At 57.5% G+C, this 16299-nt stretch carries 13 protein-coding genes and 3 pseudogenes; 1 reads left to right on the forward strand and 15 read right to left on the reverse strand.

All coding sequences use genetic code 11. The features are described from left to right. The 12 genes and pseudogenes from IPK70_17215 to IPK70_17270 form a co-directional block, all read right to left on the reverse strand. Positions 1-508, reverse strand: a pseudogene (locus IPK70_17215) (methylmalonyl-CoA mutase). Between the two features lie 189 nt (positions 509-697). Further along, positions 698-1010 (reverse strand): annotated as a pseudogene (locus IPK70_17220) (methylmalonyl-CoA mutase). A gap of 164 nt (positions 1011-1174) precedes the next feature. Then, on the reverse strand, positions 1175-1441 hold the full coding sequence (locus IPK70_17225; GenBank protein ID MBK8228905.1) for a hypothetical protein: 267 nt from the start codon (positions 1439-1441) through the stop codon (positions 1175-1177). Positions 1442-1683: 242 nt separating this feature from the next. After that, a complete protein-coding gene (locus IPK70_17230) occupies positions 1684-2238 on the reverse strand; it encodes an ATP-binding protein (protein MBK8228906.1) in 555 nt (184 codons plus the stop codon). Continuing rightward, positions 2208-2435, reverse strand: a complete 228-nt coding sequence (locus IPK70_17235) for an AAA family ATPase (GenBank protein MBK8228907.1) — start codon at positions 2433-2435, stop codon at positions 2208-2210. The genes IPK70_17230 and IPK70_17235 overlap by 31 nt, the downstream gene beginning before the upstream one ends. 314 nt (positions 2436-2749) lie before the next feature. Then, complete coding sequence (locus tag IPK70_17240) at positions 2750-3478, reverse strand: protein kinase (protein MBK8228908.1); 729 nt, start codon at positions 3476-3478, stop codon at positions 2750-2752. 3 nt (positions 3479-3481) lie between these two features. Further along, positions 3482-4054, reverse strand: a complete 573-nt coding sequence (locus IPK70_17245; GenBank protein MBK8228909.1) for a hypothetical protein — start codon at positions 4052-4054, stop codon at positions 3482-3484. An 893-nt stretch (positions 4055-4947) separates the two neighbouring features. Continuing rightward, a complete protein-coding gene (locus tag IPK70_17250) occupies positions 4948-5937 on the reverse strand; it encodes an Hsp70 family protein (GenBank protein ID MBK8228910.1) in 990 nt (329 codons plus the stop codon). 154 nt (positions 5938-6091) lie between these two features. Beyond that, the gene (locus IPK70_17255) at positions 6092-6706 is read right to left on the reverse strand and encodes a hypothetical protein (GenBank protein ID MBK8228911.1); all 615 of its coding nucleotides are present in this window, start codon (positions 6704-6706) and stop codon (positions 6092-6094) included. A gap of 281 nt (positions 6707-6987) precedes the next feature. Next, positions 6988-7404 (reverse strand): hypothetical protein, encoded by a 417-nt coding sequence (locus IPK70_17260; GenBank protein MBK8228912.1) that lies wholly within the window; start codon positions 7402-7404, stop codon positions 6988-6990. Between the two features lie 366 nt (positions 7405-7770). After that, complete coding sequence (locus IPK70_17265; protein MBK8228913.1) at positions 7771-8589, reverse strand: hypothetical protein; 819 nt, start codon at positions 8587-8589, stop codon at positions 7771-7773. A gap of 45 nt (positions 8590-8634) precedes the next feature. After that, positions 8635-11910, reverse strand: a pseudogene (locus IPK70_17270) (methylmalonyl-CoA mutase family protein). 138 nt (positions 11911-12048) lie between these two features. Here IPK70_17270 and IPK70_17275 point away from each other — a divergent pair. Continuing rightward, entirely contained in the window at positions 12049-12438 is a 390-nt protein-coding gene (locus IPK70_17275) for a hypothetical protein (GenBank protein ID MBK8228914.1), read from the forward strand. Positions 12439-12573: 135 nt separating this feature from the next. On the opposite strand, the gene IPK70_17280 is transcribed toward IPK70_17275, so the two are convergent. The 3 genes from IPK70_17280 to IPK70_17290 form a co-directional block, all read right to left on the reverse strand. Beyond that, a complete protein-coding gene (locus tag IPK70_17280) occupies positions 12574-13974 on the reverse strand; it encodes a beta-lactamase family protein (GenBank protein MBK8228915.1) in 1401 nt (466 codons plus the stop codon). A 250-nt stretch (positions 13975-14224) separates the two neighbouring features. Beyond that, on the reverse strand, positions 14225-15394 hold the full coding sequence (locus tag IPK70_17285) for a hypothetical protein (GenBank protein MBK8228916.1): 1170 nt from the start codon (positions 15392-15394) through the stop codon (positions 14225-14227). Between the two features lie 72 nt (positions 15395-15466). Further along, positions 15467-16210 (reverse strand): patatin-like phospholipase family protein, encoded by a 744-nt coding sequence (locus tag IPK70_17290; GenBank protein ID MBK8228917.1) that lies wholly within the window; start codon positions 16208-16210, stop codon positions 15467-15469. Positions 16211-16299: the final 89 nt, after the last annotated feature.

The following is a 16299-nucleotide window of genomic DNA, read 5'->3' on the forward strand; positions in this document are numbered from 1 at the left end:
TGCGCCTCCTTCTCTTCCTCGGTGGCGCGGATCACCTCCTTCGGCAGGATGGTGGGTGAGCCCTTGCTACTGAGGAAGGTGTTGACGCCGATGATCGGGTATTCGCCGGTGTGCTTCAGCGTCTCGTAGTAGAGGCTTTCCTCCTGGATGCGGCTGCGCTGGTACATGGTCTCCATGGCGCCGAACACGCCGCCGAGCTCGGTGATGCGGTCGAATTCGCTGAGCACGGCCTCCTCCCCAGGTCGGTGAGCTCTTCGATGATGAAGCTGCCCTGCAGCGGATTCTCGTTCTTGGCCAGGCCGAGCTCGCGGTTGATGATGAGCTGGATGGCCATGGCGCGGCGCACGCTCTCCTCCGTGGGCGTGGTGATGGCCTCGTCGTAGGCGTTGGTGTGCAGGCTGTTGCAGTTGTCGTAGATGGCGTAGAGCGCCTGCAACGTGGTGCGGATGTCGTTGAAGTCGATCTCCTGCGCGTGGAGGCTGCGGCCGCTGGTCTGGATGTGGTACCGTGGGTGCCACTGCGGGCCTCGTTCCGGCATCACCGCCTTTGGCGGCCCTTCGGGCGAGCGCGCTCCTTGCGCCATACCGCGTTGCATCCTCGGTCAGCTACCGGTTACGGTAGCCTCCCTCGTCGCGCCTTGTCTGGCACAAGGATCATCGCTCGTGCTCGCCGTTCGAGGCCCACAGAGGCACCCTGGCATCTGGCTGCGCTCGTCGGCGCCGTAGCGGTGCTTGAGCGCCTTGGCCCAGAGGCGGCGCGCCACGCGGCCCATCACGGCGTACTCGGGGTCCATGCCGGTGCTGAAGAAGAAGCTCAGGTTGGGCGCGAAGGCGTTGATGTCCATGCCCCGGCTGAGGTAGCACCACTTAGGTGAAGCCGTTGGCCAGGGTGAACGCGAGCTGCGAGATGGGGTTGGCGCCGGCCTCCGCAGCGCCCGCCCTGAGCGCAGCCGAAGGGTGGTAGCCGCTGATGCTGACGCTGTAGAAGTTGCGGACCTTCTGCTCGATGAAGATGGTTTGGGCGTGCCCCGGCTCAAATGCAGCCGGGTCGGGCCAACCGCTTCAAGTCCGCGCCGGATTACCGGCTTGCGGGCGTTCCGCTCATGTCCCTCACGCGCTGACGCATGGCCGATGATCCGTTCCAACGAACAGATTTGACAGAACCTAAAAGACCATCACGACGTCCCTTCACCATCCCCTAGGTCAGGGACCATGAGCACCGGAAAATTTTCGTCAATGAAGAACTGAGAGATCAGGCGATCCTTGTATACACTGGAAACGATGTCCTGTTTAAGGTACTCCTCAAAGTTGGGATGCACAAGGAGGATCTCTTCGTCGCTCAGCGCCAGTTCCGATCGGATGAGCTTGACGAATTTGATCTCGGCATATTCGACCGCCGCATTCGCCTCCACCATTTCGATCGCAGCACGCAGAATAGACAACTCTTGGATCCTTGTCTAATCTGGCGGTGGCTAGTTCCGCAAAGTAGTGGCGGAAGAACCCATAGCCTTGGGCGTTCAATTCACCCTCCAATCGTTTCAACTCCTGCTTCAGGTCCAAATCACCGAATAGTCTCATCTCCGAACTCATCTCTTGGATATGGGACATTTCCGCTGTATCGATGGCCTGGTCGGAGGCCATGCAAGCGAACACGGTCTTGAGCATCAATAGCTCGAAGTCTTGCTTATCCATCGTGTTGGGTCTTGGTTTTGGCAGCAAAACCGATCGGTCTGCGCGTACCCTCGGCGCCTCCGCTTTCTAAACGCTTCTTCATCTCGACATACTTCTCCAACTCAGCAGCAGAGACCGAAGGCCTGTTCTGTCTTATCGCCCGTAGTAGGTGGGATTGGCCAATAGGTGCTTGCTCGGTGTATGCAATCCGCGCTGCTTCATTTACAAGGAATTCCAAGTCACTTGCAACACGACCTTCTGTCTCAGCTGCCAGTGCTATGTAGTCAATGTCAGCTGCCAGTGGTCTTTCCTCAAGATGTAGTTGGAACATCGCTTTACGCGCTTCCATATCCGGCGGCGGAAGAAAGATCACTTTGTCCATTCGACCTGCCCGCAACACGGCTGGATCAATAAGGTCGGGGCGGTTCGTTGCGGCGATCATGAATACACCATCCTTGCTGCAATTACCCATCTGAACCAGAAACTCGTTCACTTCGGACGCATAACTGTGTCCAAGATTATTGTCCCGGTTGGGCATCATGGCATCCAGTTCATCGAAGAACAACACGGTCGGTGCGTTTCCCTTGCATCCTTGAACAGCTCTCCGATCTTCTCTTGCGTTCCATGGACATAAATGCTCGCCAGGTCAGATGGTTTGACATACCTGAAATTGAGTCCAGCTTCTTCAGCGAATTTCTCAGCAATGAACGTCTTCCCACACCCTGGTGGTCCGTAAAGCAAAGCCCGTTCGGATCGGGATGCCATAGGCCTCATATCCGTCACGCTCCTTCAACGCTTCGATTACGTCTCGCAGCAGGAGCTGCTTCATCTCTCCATCCCGGCAACAGCATCAAAGCCACGCTTTAGTTTACGCACGGTTCGCTTTGGCACATTGGACCCTGCGCTACCCTGATCAACATTGCCTTGTCCATGATCGCGCTCCAGCCCCTTCTTCTTCATCGCAGCAAAGAACTCACCTGCGGTTCCGTATCTCACGGTAGGCGACAAGCTCAAAGCCATTTGTAGAGCTTTCAAGTCGTTCTCATCAATGGTCAGTCCAGATTGCCACTGGGGGTACTTCAGCTTGTTCTTCCTTTCCTTGCAAGTGCTGAGTGGATATCACTACGCTGCGCTTGGTATTGGGAGATGTTCAGGTACCAAGGAGGAATACCGAAGAGCATATGATAATACAGCACTCCAGCCGCGAACACATCAGCCGATGGACCGCTCTCGCCGTCAAAGCACTCAGGAGCGAGGTAGTAAGGATCGTGTCCTTGTTTCGGCCGCCAAGGTCCTTCTGCTTTGTACCGTGCATGACCAAAGTCAATGAGTACGGACTCCGGTAAGGACCCAGATAGATCCAGCATCACATTCTGATTGGTCACTTCATTGTGACTGATGGCTCCCTTTGCTCCATGCAAATAATCCAGACCTTCAAGGAGCCGCAAGACAAAGCGACGAGCATCCATAGGAGCGATGGTAAGTTCCCGCCTCAACCGATCCTGCACGGCCTCCCCGCTAATGAAGGTTGTCAATAGGAAATCCTTGGCCCCGTTGCCCGTATCAAGTTGACCGGCATCGACAAACGCGGTTATCGTCTGGTGCTTCAATGCACGCAACATTTCCACTTCACGGATCAGCCCGTTTTCAGTGAATTCATCGGCTTCCATCCTGTCGCGATGGAAGACCTTCATGAAGAAGAGGGAACCCTCTTCATTCCGGACCCGATAGGTATCGGCGTTCGCGCCGCTCTTAATGTGGAACTGGACAGTAAGGTCCGGGGATATCCGTTCGCCGCGTTGATACATGGCTTAGTCGGTAAGTAATCCGCCGGTATTGGTTGGCCGCTCATCATCCGGGGTCAATGCCCAGAGCTCACGACAAATGGGTGAAAGGGTTTCAACTGTGGGATTGGATGCCACCATGGCTCTGCCGCGCTCAAGTACGTTCGCTGCCTTTGCAGCATCTTTCCAATGCATCGACCTGAAGCTCTCCGAGTAGTATCGGATAATTCCCACCAATTGATACACCTCAGTCAGTTTGAAGAACAGATGATCCATCTCTTCCTTAACCCCATTCGCAACCCGCACATTCTTTTCAGCGAAGACTTGGTCCATCCGACCCTTAAGGTGCTGCACCATAATAGTTGTTTGCTGGTTCCCAAGTTCTGCGTTCGCCTTCACCAACTTCTCGTAGAGCTCCCGCATCTCGGCCTGCAATGCAGGCCACGAACTTTCTGTTCGCAAGTGATCCAGCCTGCGCATTAATGTCTTAAGCTGCTCCAACACCTCCTTCTTGGCATCGTAGTCCTTCCGATTCTGTTCGAAACGATCCCGCAGGCGATCCAACTCAGTCCGCGCCGTCACTACGTCGGACTCCTCCACACCTCAACTTCCGCCAACTCATCGATCTCGCTCGCGCAATTGTCCAGCTCGCGATCCAATCTGTCCGCATCCACCTCTCCCCTGGACTGAGTTGCTCGGGATCTCAAGGTCGATCTCCTCATCGAGGTGTGGAAAGAAGACCTTCATCCTCACCGGCCGCGCCACACCGCGATCGGTCACGATAGTGAGATCCACCTGGCTACCGGCTTAGCACCAGTGCCGGAACATCAGCGCCGGTAATAACGGCGTCGTAAATGTGCTCGTTCAGTATGGCTAGTGAGCCATGAGCATCCGTTCCTCCTTCGTAGATGGGTATGCGAACCACATCCTTGGCATTTCCCGGTCGCAGTTCACCAGAGGTGCGCAGCCCATTGCGGACACCCGTGGCAGGGAGTGACGCATTCTTCTCCAGCCCCTTGACAGCATCAAAGATCCGCTTCTTATCCTGAGAACGGAGGATCTCGATCCCGATGCTATTGGGCAGGGGCGCTGCAGATACCTGTGTACCCTGGATGATGTTGAAGACCTCCGGTTCGCATTCAATCCGGTTCCCTGTGGATCATAGACACGCACTAGGAAACTATTGACCGTGCCTTCCGCTCAGTTCCACCTCTACCACGTCCCCCTTAGAATCGACCGGACGACGACCACTTGCCCAAGTGCCATCACTTCGCTCGAATTCAAGCACGAGACCAGAGATCCTGTTGCTTCCAACCAACTTCACGGAAACGAACCTCCATTGTCTGGACCGAGGTGGATTCGTAGTTCAGGTCAAGTGGATCTATTAACATCGCGCGTGGCACCGGCCACCTCTTCGCTCACCTTGATGGTACACGCGTATAGCGCAGCACCTTCCGCAACAGCCGTCATCGGGTCCATCCGCGTATCGGGGCTCACATCTGCGTCATCATATCGCGAAGAATGGGCGAATAAGTCGGACCGCCCACCAGGATAACAGCGCTCAATGCTGAATGCTCCACATGGTTACGAGCTAATAGAGCCTTGGTCATGTCTATGGCTCGCTGGTAAACCGGTCCAATCACTTCGCTGAGCCGGTCCCTGGTAAGCACAAGATCAAGTTCCACATCGTTGCCCTCAGCATCCTTCAATGGGATTTCGCCTAGCTCGGATAGCAAACGATGTTCTGGCTTGAAGGACAATTGGATCTTGGCGATCTCTGCATAACGCTTCATGGCATCGCGAAGCAGCCCCAATTTGTCGGGATCTTCAAGCACATCATCCAAGGAATAGGTCTCCCGCAGGTAGGGAATGATCACCTCATCCACGATGGCGTAATCCAGGTTCTTACCACCGAGGTAATTGTCCCCCTCAGTATCGAGCACTTTAAGGAGCCCGTCCGTTGCCTTCACTAATGCGGTGTCAAAGGTGCCGCCCCCGAAGTCAAAGACCACCCATCGACCATTCTTTTCTGTATTGCCTAAGCCATAGGCCATGCAGGCGGCAAGGGGTTCTTGCAGCAATTCATACTGATCGAAACCCGCCAGTCTGGCCGCTCTACCCGTGGCATCCAACTGGTTCGCCCCGAACTTGGCTGGGACGGTGATCACTGCAGCATGCACATTCTCGTCCTGCACGAAGCTCTTCAGCTTCTTTAGAACCTCGGCAGAGAGTTCTTCGGAACTGAATTCCTTCTCCACCGACGCCGGTTTGTACCCTTTGTCAGCACCCATGGTCCGCTTGAACTCGATGAAAATGTTGTTCTCTATCTTCCAATTCGAAAGCGAGCGCAACCTGTCGCTTTGAAGCTGATTCAGCGATGTATCACCTACCATCAACACACCCTTACGATTCCATCCGACACAGGATGGTATGGTGTCATGTTGAAGGTCGGACTTCCGAATGACCGGTTGCCCATTCTCCATCCTAGCGATGGCTGAGTTCGTGGGTACCAAGGTCGATACCGTAATCAATGCGATTGCGTCCCATGTGCTTATCCTTGTGAAACCTGTATATCACCCAGTTTATCATTTTTCCTCGTGCAACACTGCGGGCTTGAACACTCGGGTAATGATGCGTTCATCCTTTCGGGTTCTCGTCAGAACAAATGCCGCGGGTAACCTTCATTCCCTCATCGAAGGCTTTGCCGAGGAGTTCCGGCAATTGGTAGCCAGACGCCTGTAAGTTTTCATGCATGCGTTTGACCGCAGCGGTCAGTTGCTTGTGCCCCTTCACGGATGCATCCATTTGTGCCAGGTTCTGTTCGATGCGCGTGACCTCGTCAGCCACTTTCAGCGCAAGACTGTGGTCGACTTCTGAAACGGCTTTAGACTGACTAACACAGGCTTGGCCTGTAGCAGTTTTTCCAAGCTGCATCAACTCGGCATCCACCTTCACGAGTTTGGCCTGGACGTCAGCATCGATCCTCTCCAACTCTGCGCCCACTGCACCTACGCGCTTGCCGAAGAAGCGCCGCAGCCCAAAGAACCCGGCATCAACAAGCCAGCCAACAGGCCACCCATTAGTATGGTAAAGAGCCAGTTGCGTCCAGATCGCGGCGGGTGACGGTAGCAATACGGCCCCTGCAACTCCTGACTCGAATGCCCCAGCTCGTTTCTTATCCCTTGGCTTCCACTTGCAAGCGCGAGGCGTCGGCCTGGACAGCAGAAACGGACGTCCAAGTTGGTAACCCATCCTTCATAGACGGCGTTCTTCGCCTCCAAACCCGAAACCTTGCCTTGCAGATGTACCAAGTTTCCTTTGGTCGCTTTCAGTTCACCCTCCAACGCCGAAACACGGCTGGCTATTGATTGGAGCACCGAATCGTCAACAGTCCTCGTCTGCTCGCCAACATCATCGAGGTCCTGCCCCCTATTTCCGGTGCCGACGCACAGTACCGCATGGTGCCAACAAAATCGTGGCATTGAACAGCATCGCACCAGTTCTGAGCAGCGCACCTTTCATGAGGTTCATTTTCAATGGAGCAAAATGGTTGCAAGCGTTAGAATGACGCCAATGGCAACAAAGGTGACCATGCAGCCCGAATTATTGGAGCGTTGAGCAGATCTAATCTTACCTGCAATGCTGCCCAATGTCTTCGCGTTGGCCTCAACATTCCTGCGTAGTTCGGCGACCATGTCAAGCGCTTTAACCCTGCCCATAACCTCCATGGCCCGATTAACGAATGCTGGCATTTGGCCGATGTGGAATTGAGCCCTTGGAGTATTCTCATTCACCGCCGTAATGGTCAATTGCAATGCCTTGTTCGCCACAGCGGAACTCACATTAAGGTAAAGGTCGTCGTTACTACCCAGCTCCACACCAAGGCGTAACAGGAGCGGTTCACATCTGGTCAACAAGGTTTCCGCCTTGGCCATGGCAGTATCATCCAAGCCGACAAGTACGGGCAGCGTCTGTAGTTGTACGGGTATCCGCCGAGCATCCCGGCCGATGTACTCGACTGATCTGCATGTTGAAGGGCACGCTGAATTTGATCCAATAAAGGCTTGGCCTTTTGCATCCGCTTGCGCTCATCCCTGTTCTTATAGTTCTCATCAAGGGTGTCCTTATTCTCCTTTACCCGTGCCTTCAATCGATGACCTTGGGCATGTGTCACAGCCCCATCCATCAAGGTCATGAGCCTCGGCCAATCGACGACACCATCCTCGTTGTTTTGATTGTAGTGGTCGATGGCACATTGCAGCAGTTCTTCGGCAACTAGGTCCGACGCGTGCTGGTATTCAATGTTACCAACACCGCTAGGCCTTCAAGGACCGAAGATTGGTCAAGGCATGTCCAATTAGGACGGTACCCGGTTCCAATGCCTTTGCGGGTGCAGTCTGTCTCTTTGCCACACAGGTCGCAACCAATTTTTCCACCTCTGCAGCATGTTGTCCCGCGAACGCCGCTGTGAATACGTCGCCGATACCACCGGGAAGCGACTTGATCACGGTTCCAACTTTGGTCAGGAAACTCTCATCCACCTTCATGGAAGCACTCACTCCTTTCCTGAAGTGCTCCACCCATTTACGGAGAAGGACGGGTATATTCTTGGCCACGGTCTCATCCCCAATACGAGCTATATGAGCTGTAAAATCCTCATGCGTAAAGGCTTTCAAGTAGACACTCAGCCCCTCGAGATACAGTGAAGAGGCCGGTCGATTTAACATTCCCGCCTCCAGAAAACAGAGTGCTCCATAATTGGTCGCACTCGAAAGTGTCTGGCTCGTCAACGGCCCCGCGTAGACCACACGACCCCAAATGTCCTTCGCCTTCTCCACATCCCCTGTTCGAAGATGGGCCAAGGCAGGTCCATCCACCCGACCACCTTCGCAGAACCAGAACAATCCATGGAGTGCACGATTACCATACTGATCAAGTGCCGAGAACGCGAGCGATACCGCTTCCGGTGTTCGCTCCATCCCCGCGATCGATGCGGGTATATCCTCGGGGAAACTCACCTCCTTTCCTACGCTGAGATAGGCATTGATCTGTGCCTTCCGCTTTGCAAGATCCTTTTCGGAAACACCCGCGAGAACTCCGAGGATGTTGAACGGATTTTCCGTGATCCAGTTCATTGCCGTTAGTCGGATGAGTGCTTCGTGCTTGACGTTGGACTTGCCTTACATATTCCTCCTGTACTGACCTCCAACCTCAAACATAGCTGATGTCAACTGACCAAGGCTACAGTATTTGGTCGCTTCCATCAAGACAGCGAACATGTTCTCATTCTTGATAGCTGCCTCTTGCAGTTTGCAATGCAGCTTTCCCTTCAGTCTCATAAGCCCTCTGAACGTTTTCGACCGTTTTGATCTGTGCCTCCTTCTCTACTTCTGTGGCTCTGATCACCTCTTTCGGAAGGACAGTTGGAGACCCTTTGCTCGACAGGAACGTGTTCACACCAATGATGGGGAACTCTCCCGTGTGCTTCAAGGTCTCGTAGTACAAGCTCTCTTCTTGTATCCGGCTCCGTTGGTACATCGTTTCCATGGCGCCCAAGACACCACCACGTTCCGATCCGGTCGAACTCGGTGAGCACGGCCTCTTCCACCAGGTCGGTGAGCTCCTCGATGATGAAGGAGCCTTGCAACGGGTTCTCGTTCTTGGCCAGGCCGAGCTCCTTGTTGATGATGAGCTGGATGGCCATGGCGCGGCGCACGCTTTCTTCCGTGGGCGTGGTGATGGCCTCGTCGTAGGCGTTAGTGTGCAGGCTATTGCAGTTGTCGTAGATGGCGTACAGCGCCTGCAACGTGGTGCGGATGTCGTTGGAAGTCGCATCTCCTGTGCGTGGAGGCTGCGGCCGCTGGTCTGGATGTGGTACTTGAGCATCTGGCTGCGCTCGTCGGCGCCGTAGCGGTGCTTGAGCGCCTTGGCCCAGAGGCGGCGCGCCACGCGGCCCATCACGGTATACTCGGGGTCCATGCCGTTGCTGAAGAAGAAGCTGAGGTTGGGCGCGAAAGCGTTGATGTCCATGCCCCGGCTGAGGTAGTACTCCACGTAGGTGAAGCCGTTGGCCAGCGTGAAGGCGAGTTGCGAGATGGGGTTGGCGCCGGCCTCCGCGATGTGGTAGCCGCTGATGCTGACGCTGTAGAAGTTGCGGACCTTCTTGTCGATGAAGTACTGCTGCACGTCGCCCATCAAACGCAGCGCGAACTCGGTGCTGAAGATGCAGGTGTTCTGCGCCTGGTCTTCCTTGAGGATGTCGGCCTGCACGGTGCCGCGGACCTGGGCGAGGGTGTCGGCTTTGATCTTGGCGTAGACTTCCGGAGGTAATACCTGGTCACCGGTTATTCCGAGCAACAGCAAACCGAGGCCGTCGTTGCCAGTTGGGATCTCACCATGATATTGGCGACGCGCTGCCTGGCTGCTGGCTACTGGCCTGAGCTGAGTGGCCAGAAGCCAGTGGCAAGGAGCCAGTAGCTCCCCAACGCTCATTGATCTTCTCCTCAACGAGTGATTCAAGCCCGTTGGAACGAATGTATTTTTCGCAGTTCTGATCGATCGCCGCGTTCATGAAGAAGCCGAGCAGCATGGGCGCGGGACCGTTGATGGTCATGCTGACGCTGGTTGTGGGCGCTGACAGGTCGAAGCCGCTGTAGAGCTTCTTGGCATCGTCGAGGCAGCAGATGCTCACGCCGCTGTTGCCCACCTTGCCGTAGATGTCCGGACGGCGACCGGGGTCGTGGCCGTAGAGCGTGACGCTGTCGAAGGCGGTGCTGAGGCGCTTGGCCGGCATGCCCTGGCTCACGTAGTGGAAGCGCTTGTTCGTCCGCTCCGGACCACCCTCGCCGGCGAACATCCGCGCGGGGTCCTCGCCCTGGCGCTTGAAGGGGTAGATGCCCGCGGTGTAGGGGAAGAAGCCGGGCGTGTTCTCCTGCATGGCCCAGCGCACCTTGTCGCCCCAGCTCTTGAACTTCGGCAGCGCCACCTTCGGGATCTTCAGGTGACTGAGGCTCTCGGTGTGGTTGGGCACCTTGATCTCCTTGCCGCGTACCTGGTAGGTGTAGAACTCGCCGCTGTACTTCTCCTCCTCGCTCTTCCAGTTCTGGAGCATGGACCAGAGGTGGGGATCCAGGTCTTTCTTCAGCTCCTCGAACTTCCGCGTCAAGGAGACGATCTCGTCATCGGTTGGCAGGTTGCCAGGTTTCAAGTTGGCAGGTTGGTCAACCTGCAACTTGTCAACCTGCGAACCTGCCAACAGCAAGTCAGGACCACCGAAGGTGATGACAGCTGAATAGAGCCCGTAAAGCTTATCCGCGATCTCCGCCTGCTTGCGCACGTGGGCGTCGTAGCGGCGGTTGTTCTCGCTGATCTCGCTCAGGTAGCGGCTCTTCGCGGGCGGGATGATCCACACCTTCTCGCTCATCTCGTCGTGCGCGTGGAAGGTGCTCTTGAAGTCGACGCCGGTCTTCTCGGCGATCTTCTTCATCAGCCGCGCGTACAGCGAGTTGGTGCCGGGATCGTTGAACTGGCTGGCGATCGTTCCAACAACGGGCAGCTTGTCATCATCCGCATCCCACAACTGGTGGTTGCGCTTGTACTGCTTCTTCACATCGCGCAGGGCATCGAGGGCGCCGCGCTTGTCGAACTTGTTGATGGCCACCACGTCGGCGAAGTCGAGCATGTCGATCTTCTCCAACTGCGTGGCCGCGCCGAACTCCGGCGTCATGATGTAGAGCGAAACGTCGCTGTGGTCCAGGATCTCGGTATCGCTTTGCCCGATGCCGCTGGTCTCCAGGATGATCAGGGTCGAAGCCCGCGGCCTTCAGGACGCTCCACGGCCTCCTTCACGTGCTTGCTCAGGGCGAGGTTGCTCTGGCGCGTGGCGAGGCTGCGCATGTAACCGCGCTCGCCGCGGATGCTGTTCATGCGGATGCGGTCGCCCAGCAGCGCGCCGCCGGTCTTGCGCTTGCTCGGGTCAACGCTGATGATTCGCCGTTCACCTTGTCGCTCAGGTCGAAGTCGGCCTTCTCCAACATGTCGTTGATCATGCCCTGTAGGCCCATCGCACGACCATCATCCGGGTGGTACAGCCGCGTGATGCCGTACGCATGCAGCTCCTCGATCTCGCTGGGCAGGATGGTGCCACCGCCGCCGCCGAAGATCTTGATGTGACCCGCGCCCTTCTCCTTCAGCAGGTCGTACATGTACTTGAAGTACTCGTTGTGCCCGCCCTGGTAGCTGGTCATGGCGATGGCGTGCGCGTCCTCCTGGATGGCGGTGTTCACCACATCCTCCACGCTGCGGTCGTGCCCCAGGTGGATCACCTCGGCGCCGGTGCTCTGGATGATGCGCCGCATGATGTTGATGGCGGCATCGTGGCCGTCGAACAAACTGGCGGCCGTTACGACACGGATCTTGTTCTTGGGGACGTAGGGGGCGGCTTGGACGAATGACATCAGCAATTGCCGCAACTAGTGCGCGGTCGTCCGCGAAGGTACCGGAGGATCGCCGTTCCTTCGATCACACGCCGAACCATGAAATGGAGCAGTGATATTGTGCGCATGAAGCGCGCGACAAGCATCCTTCCGGTATTAATGCTAACAGGGCTATCTCATGCTCAGAATTGGTGCCCGCCCGGTGCTACCTGGACCTATTACATGCAAGCCTCATGGGGCGAAGGCTACTACGATCTTCTATATGCCGGTGACACCTTGCTGGGCGGCGAGCTCGGCCAGAAGATATACTCGTCATCGAATTTCTATTATGTGGATATCGGCACGGTGATGGTCGACCCGCCGCAGTACTACATCACCACACGGCGAGACACTGATATGGTGTGGTGGTGGGAACCGGACCTGATGGTCTGGGATACACTCTACAACTTCGGCGCGATACCGGGCGACAGGTGGCTCCCCCGAACTTCGTTGGAATATGTCCGCCGCATGAGTGGATCGAAGTGGTCGACACAGGCAGGGTCCTCATAGCTGGGGTATCACTGCGCTACCTGGACATCAGGCAGGCCGGAGAGTCGGACGCATTGTATAGCCGCATCACTGAACGGCTCGGGGGAATGGGAGATGAACATCTTTCCGCCGTGCGTCGATTCGCCAGTGACACAGTTAGGCCTTCATTGCTACCATGATGATGAAATCAGCTGGACCAGTCCGGATTGGCTCTATGGATGCCACAGCATGGTCGGGGTTGAGGAACGAACGCAACAGGCCATCCGCCTTTCCCCCAACCCCGGCAACACCCACTTCACCCTCGAGCTTCCACCCGGCGCCCACACCATCACCCTCTTCGATGCCACGGGCCGCTTGATGCTGCAACAGCGCACCACCGATGCCCGCCCGGTGATCAACACAGAAGCATTGCCGGCCGGGTTGTACCGTGTTACAGTGCGCGATGAGCAAGGCGTGGCGATGGGCGCGACGGGTGAAGGATTGATGCATTCTCTGTGTTGCGTGCGCTGCGGTCGTTCTCGCCGGATCGTCGTGCCGCACTCCTCCACCCCGCGACCAGGTCCCACACGGCTTGTGGTGCTCCCAGCTCTCTAAGTCCGTGTTCACCACCATGTCCGGCCCAAGCCGGTCTCGCTCACGAAAGACATGGGAAGAGCCCGGGTCGCCGCCGGTAGCCCAAATACCCTCTGAACTGGCCCGTGGTGATGCCGATGTTATGCTCATCGGTGAGCAGGCCGCTGCCCGGTCCACAGTTGGAATCCCCAGTTGCTCGCGGAAGTACTCGGCGCCCGCTTGCTCAACAGCGTTCCGCGTCCGGTGGCCCGCCCCGGCTCGGCCATGTGGCGCGCGGGGTCGTTGCTGGTGGTCCCATGCCGCCATCGGGATGGTGGCGCGAAGTAGCGGGGAACGGTTCGGTGCGCGTGCGTACAAGCAGGATAGCGCGTTGTCCGGCAGCAGTTCGCCATGCCACGTGGATGAGCGCATGCCCAGTGGATCCAGGATGTGCTGCTGCGTGAACGCATCGAACGGCTGGCCCGTCGCCTTCTCCACCACCAGGGCCGCCAGCGTAGCGCCGATGTTGGAGTAAGCGAACCGAGACCCGGGTACGGTCGCAGCGAACGCACTGTCGCTGTACCACGCGCCATCCTTCGCCAGGTAGCGGCGCAGGAATTCCTCCATCGGTACGGCCGTGTGCGGTGCGCTGAAGCGGCATGCACCGATGTCGAGGGCCAGGTTCCGGGCAAGGTCCGTGGTGTCGCGGAGGATCCACGCACGGAACAGGTATTCCCGGTCGTCGTTGATGCTGGAAGTGTGCGTAACGAGGTGGCGCACAGTGATCGGCACACCCGGGTGATACGGGTTCTCCACCGTGAAAGGCAGGTGCTTGGCGATCGGATCATCGAGGCGCAAACGCCCGAGTTCCTGCGCTTTCATGATAGCAAGGCCGATGAAGGTCTTCGAGATGGAAGCGATCGGCTGTCGCGTGTTCGCGGTGTACGGAATCATCCGTTCCACATCGGCGATGCCGAAGCCGTTCGCACAGCCACCCAACGCCACCAAGGCGACACGAAACCGTTGAAGTCGGCCTCGGAAATGAGTCCGGCGGATCGTTCCTCCTGTGCAACCGACGCTCGTCGGGTGAACGTTCTTGCCGCACGAAACGAGCTGGGGGCGCCAGAAAGAACCTTGCCGCTTGATGCATGAGCACAAGATAGCCGGCACGCACAATACCGGATCACCGTTCGCAATGAGCAGTGCGCGGTGATGGGCGCGACATGGATGAAGGAGCAGTGATCCGTATGGGCAGCTACTCACTCACCCTCCGGAACACCAAGCCGAGCCAGCCGCGATCAACGCGGATCTCTTGCAGGATGCCGTTGCGATAGATGTAGTGGTTCTTCTCCTTGTTGGGCAGCTTCAGGATGTATTCGCCCGGCGCGATGCGTTCGATCGCGCACTCAGCCAATTCACTCTCCACGCTTTCCTGGCCAACTGGTTCATCGTAATACAAGCGCGCTGTTGACCACGGATTCTTCGGCAGGTCGGCAGCGTACACCTTGTCCGGATGAATCACGTAGAGCCCGCGGCCGCCGACGCAACGGAGCGCGCTGCTATCGCGCAGCGTGCCGGTCTCGTGCACGGTTGTCAGGCAATTGGTCACTTGTCCCGCGATGTGCAATGTGCGCGCAACGGTGAGCACCTGCCGCTTCCACAGCATGGTGAAATCAGACCTCGATATCATCGAGTAGGTAATGCTATCGCCCTTGGCGACGCGCAGCACATCGATCGTGCCCAGCACTTTCTTATTGTGCAGGATCTCGAAGACGCCATCCTTCGCAACGCACAGGTTCGATGCGAGGAGAAGCACGAGGGAGAGCGCGCGGAGCATTGGTTGGAAAGCGCACTGGATGCTACCGGCCGGCTTCCTCCGGAAGAGGATCGTTCCGGCCCGCCCAAGGGGTCCCTTCTCCAACCTCGGCTTCGCGAACACCTTATGCGCGAGATAAAGGGTCAGTGCGCCGATGCCTGCGGAAAGCGCATCCGCCGTGATTGACTTGAGGTCGCCCTGGCCCTTCGCCAAGGCACCGAGACCGCTTATCAGTCCCACTGCACTGAACACATTTCCCCAGCCCACCCATTCGAACACCTGTCCCTGCCAGCGGTAAAGGCTCCAACCCACCAGCAATGATGCGATGGGCACCAGACTGAGGTAGGCCGTTGGCATGTCAGCCGGATCGCATCCTTCAGCACGGGGCCGAGGATGCGCAGCAGTGCCGAAGCAGCGATGAGCCCGAGCAAAGCCAGGTGTCGTGCGGTAGCGCTCCTTGGCCCATTGCGTGGGCATGTAGCGCAGCATCTCGGCCACCTTCTTCGGCTTGGCCTCGGGATGCTCGATCACGATGGTGTCGAATACCGCTTGCTTGGGCATGCCGAATCCCAATAGCTCCTTCGCTTTGTTGCTGATGGCCTTGTTCATGGCAGCGCGAAGGTCGGGTTAGGGGATGAGCTGCCCTTGCCGCTCATCACATGCAGGCGTTGTACCATCATTTCAGTCCGTCGGCAGCTGCTTTGCATGTGCATAGCCGATGGCGCGGATCAGGTCGGCATCGTGCAGGTCGAAGGCGCTGAACACCGCCAGGTCGGGTGGCTCAATGAGCAAGCGGCATCCTTGCGCCGAGCGCGCCACCATCTCGCGGAATCCCAGGTGGATCGTTCGGTCGAAGGTGTCCCAGAAGCCGATGTGCCCATTGAGCGGCACAAGCGGATTCACATACACGGCGATCACCTCCGAACGTCGCTCATTGAATGGCTCGATGGGCAGGTTGTTGCTCAGGCCGCCATCCACGAAGGGCACGCCATCGATCTCGACGGGCGGGAAGATCACGGGCACTGCGCTCGCGGCAAGCAAGGGGGGCACGAGGTCGCCTGAGGAGAAGATGCGTTGGCGGCCGGTGGTGAAATCGGTGGCGCTCACGAAGAAGGGCATGCCCAACTCCTCGAAGCATTTCGCGGGCAGATGCGATTCGAGGAAATCGCGCATGCGCTGCTGCGAGAGGCGGTCGCCGCGCAGGATGCGCCAACGGTTGAAGATCTCGGGCACCTGCGCATGGATCAGCGCGAGCACATCGGATGGTGCCATGCCTCCGGCGATGAAGGCGCCTGTGAGCGCACCGGCACTGGTGCCGCTGATGGCCGAGGGTGCCATGCCGTGCTCGATGCATACCTCCAGCACGCCCAGATGCGCGAAGCCGCGCGCACCACCACCGGAGAGGACGAAGGGCAAGTGTTCCATGGAGGCGAAGGTCGCACGCCGGATTGAACGTTCTGCCTCGATGGCACTTCCTTCAAGCAGCGCTGGCCCGTTTGATTCGAGAACCTATC

It is taken from the genome of Flavobacteriales bacterium, from assembly GCA_016712535.1.
Classification (GTDB): domain Bacteria; phylum Bacteroidota; class Bacteroidia; order Flavobacteriales_F; family PHOS-HE28; genus PHOS-HE28.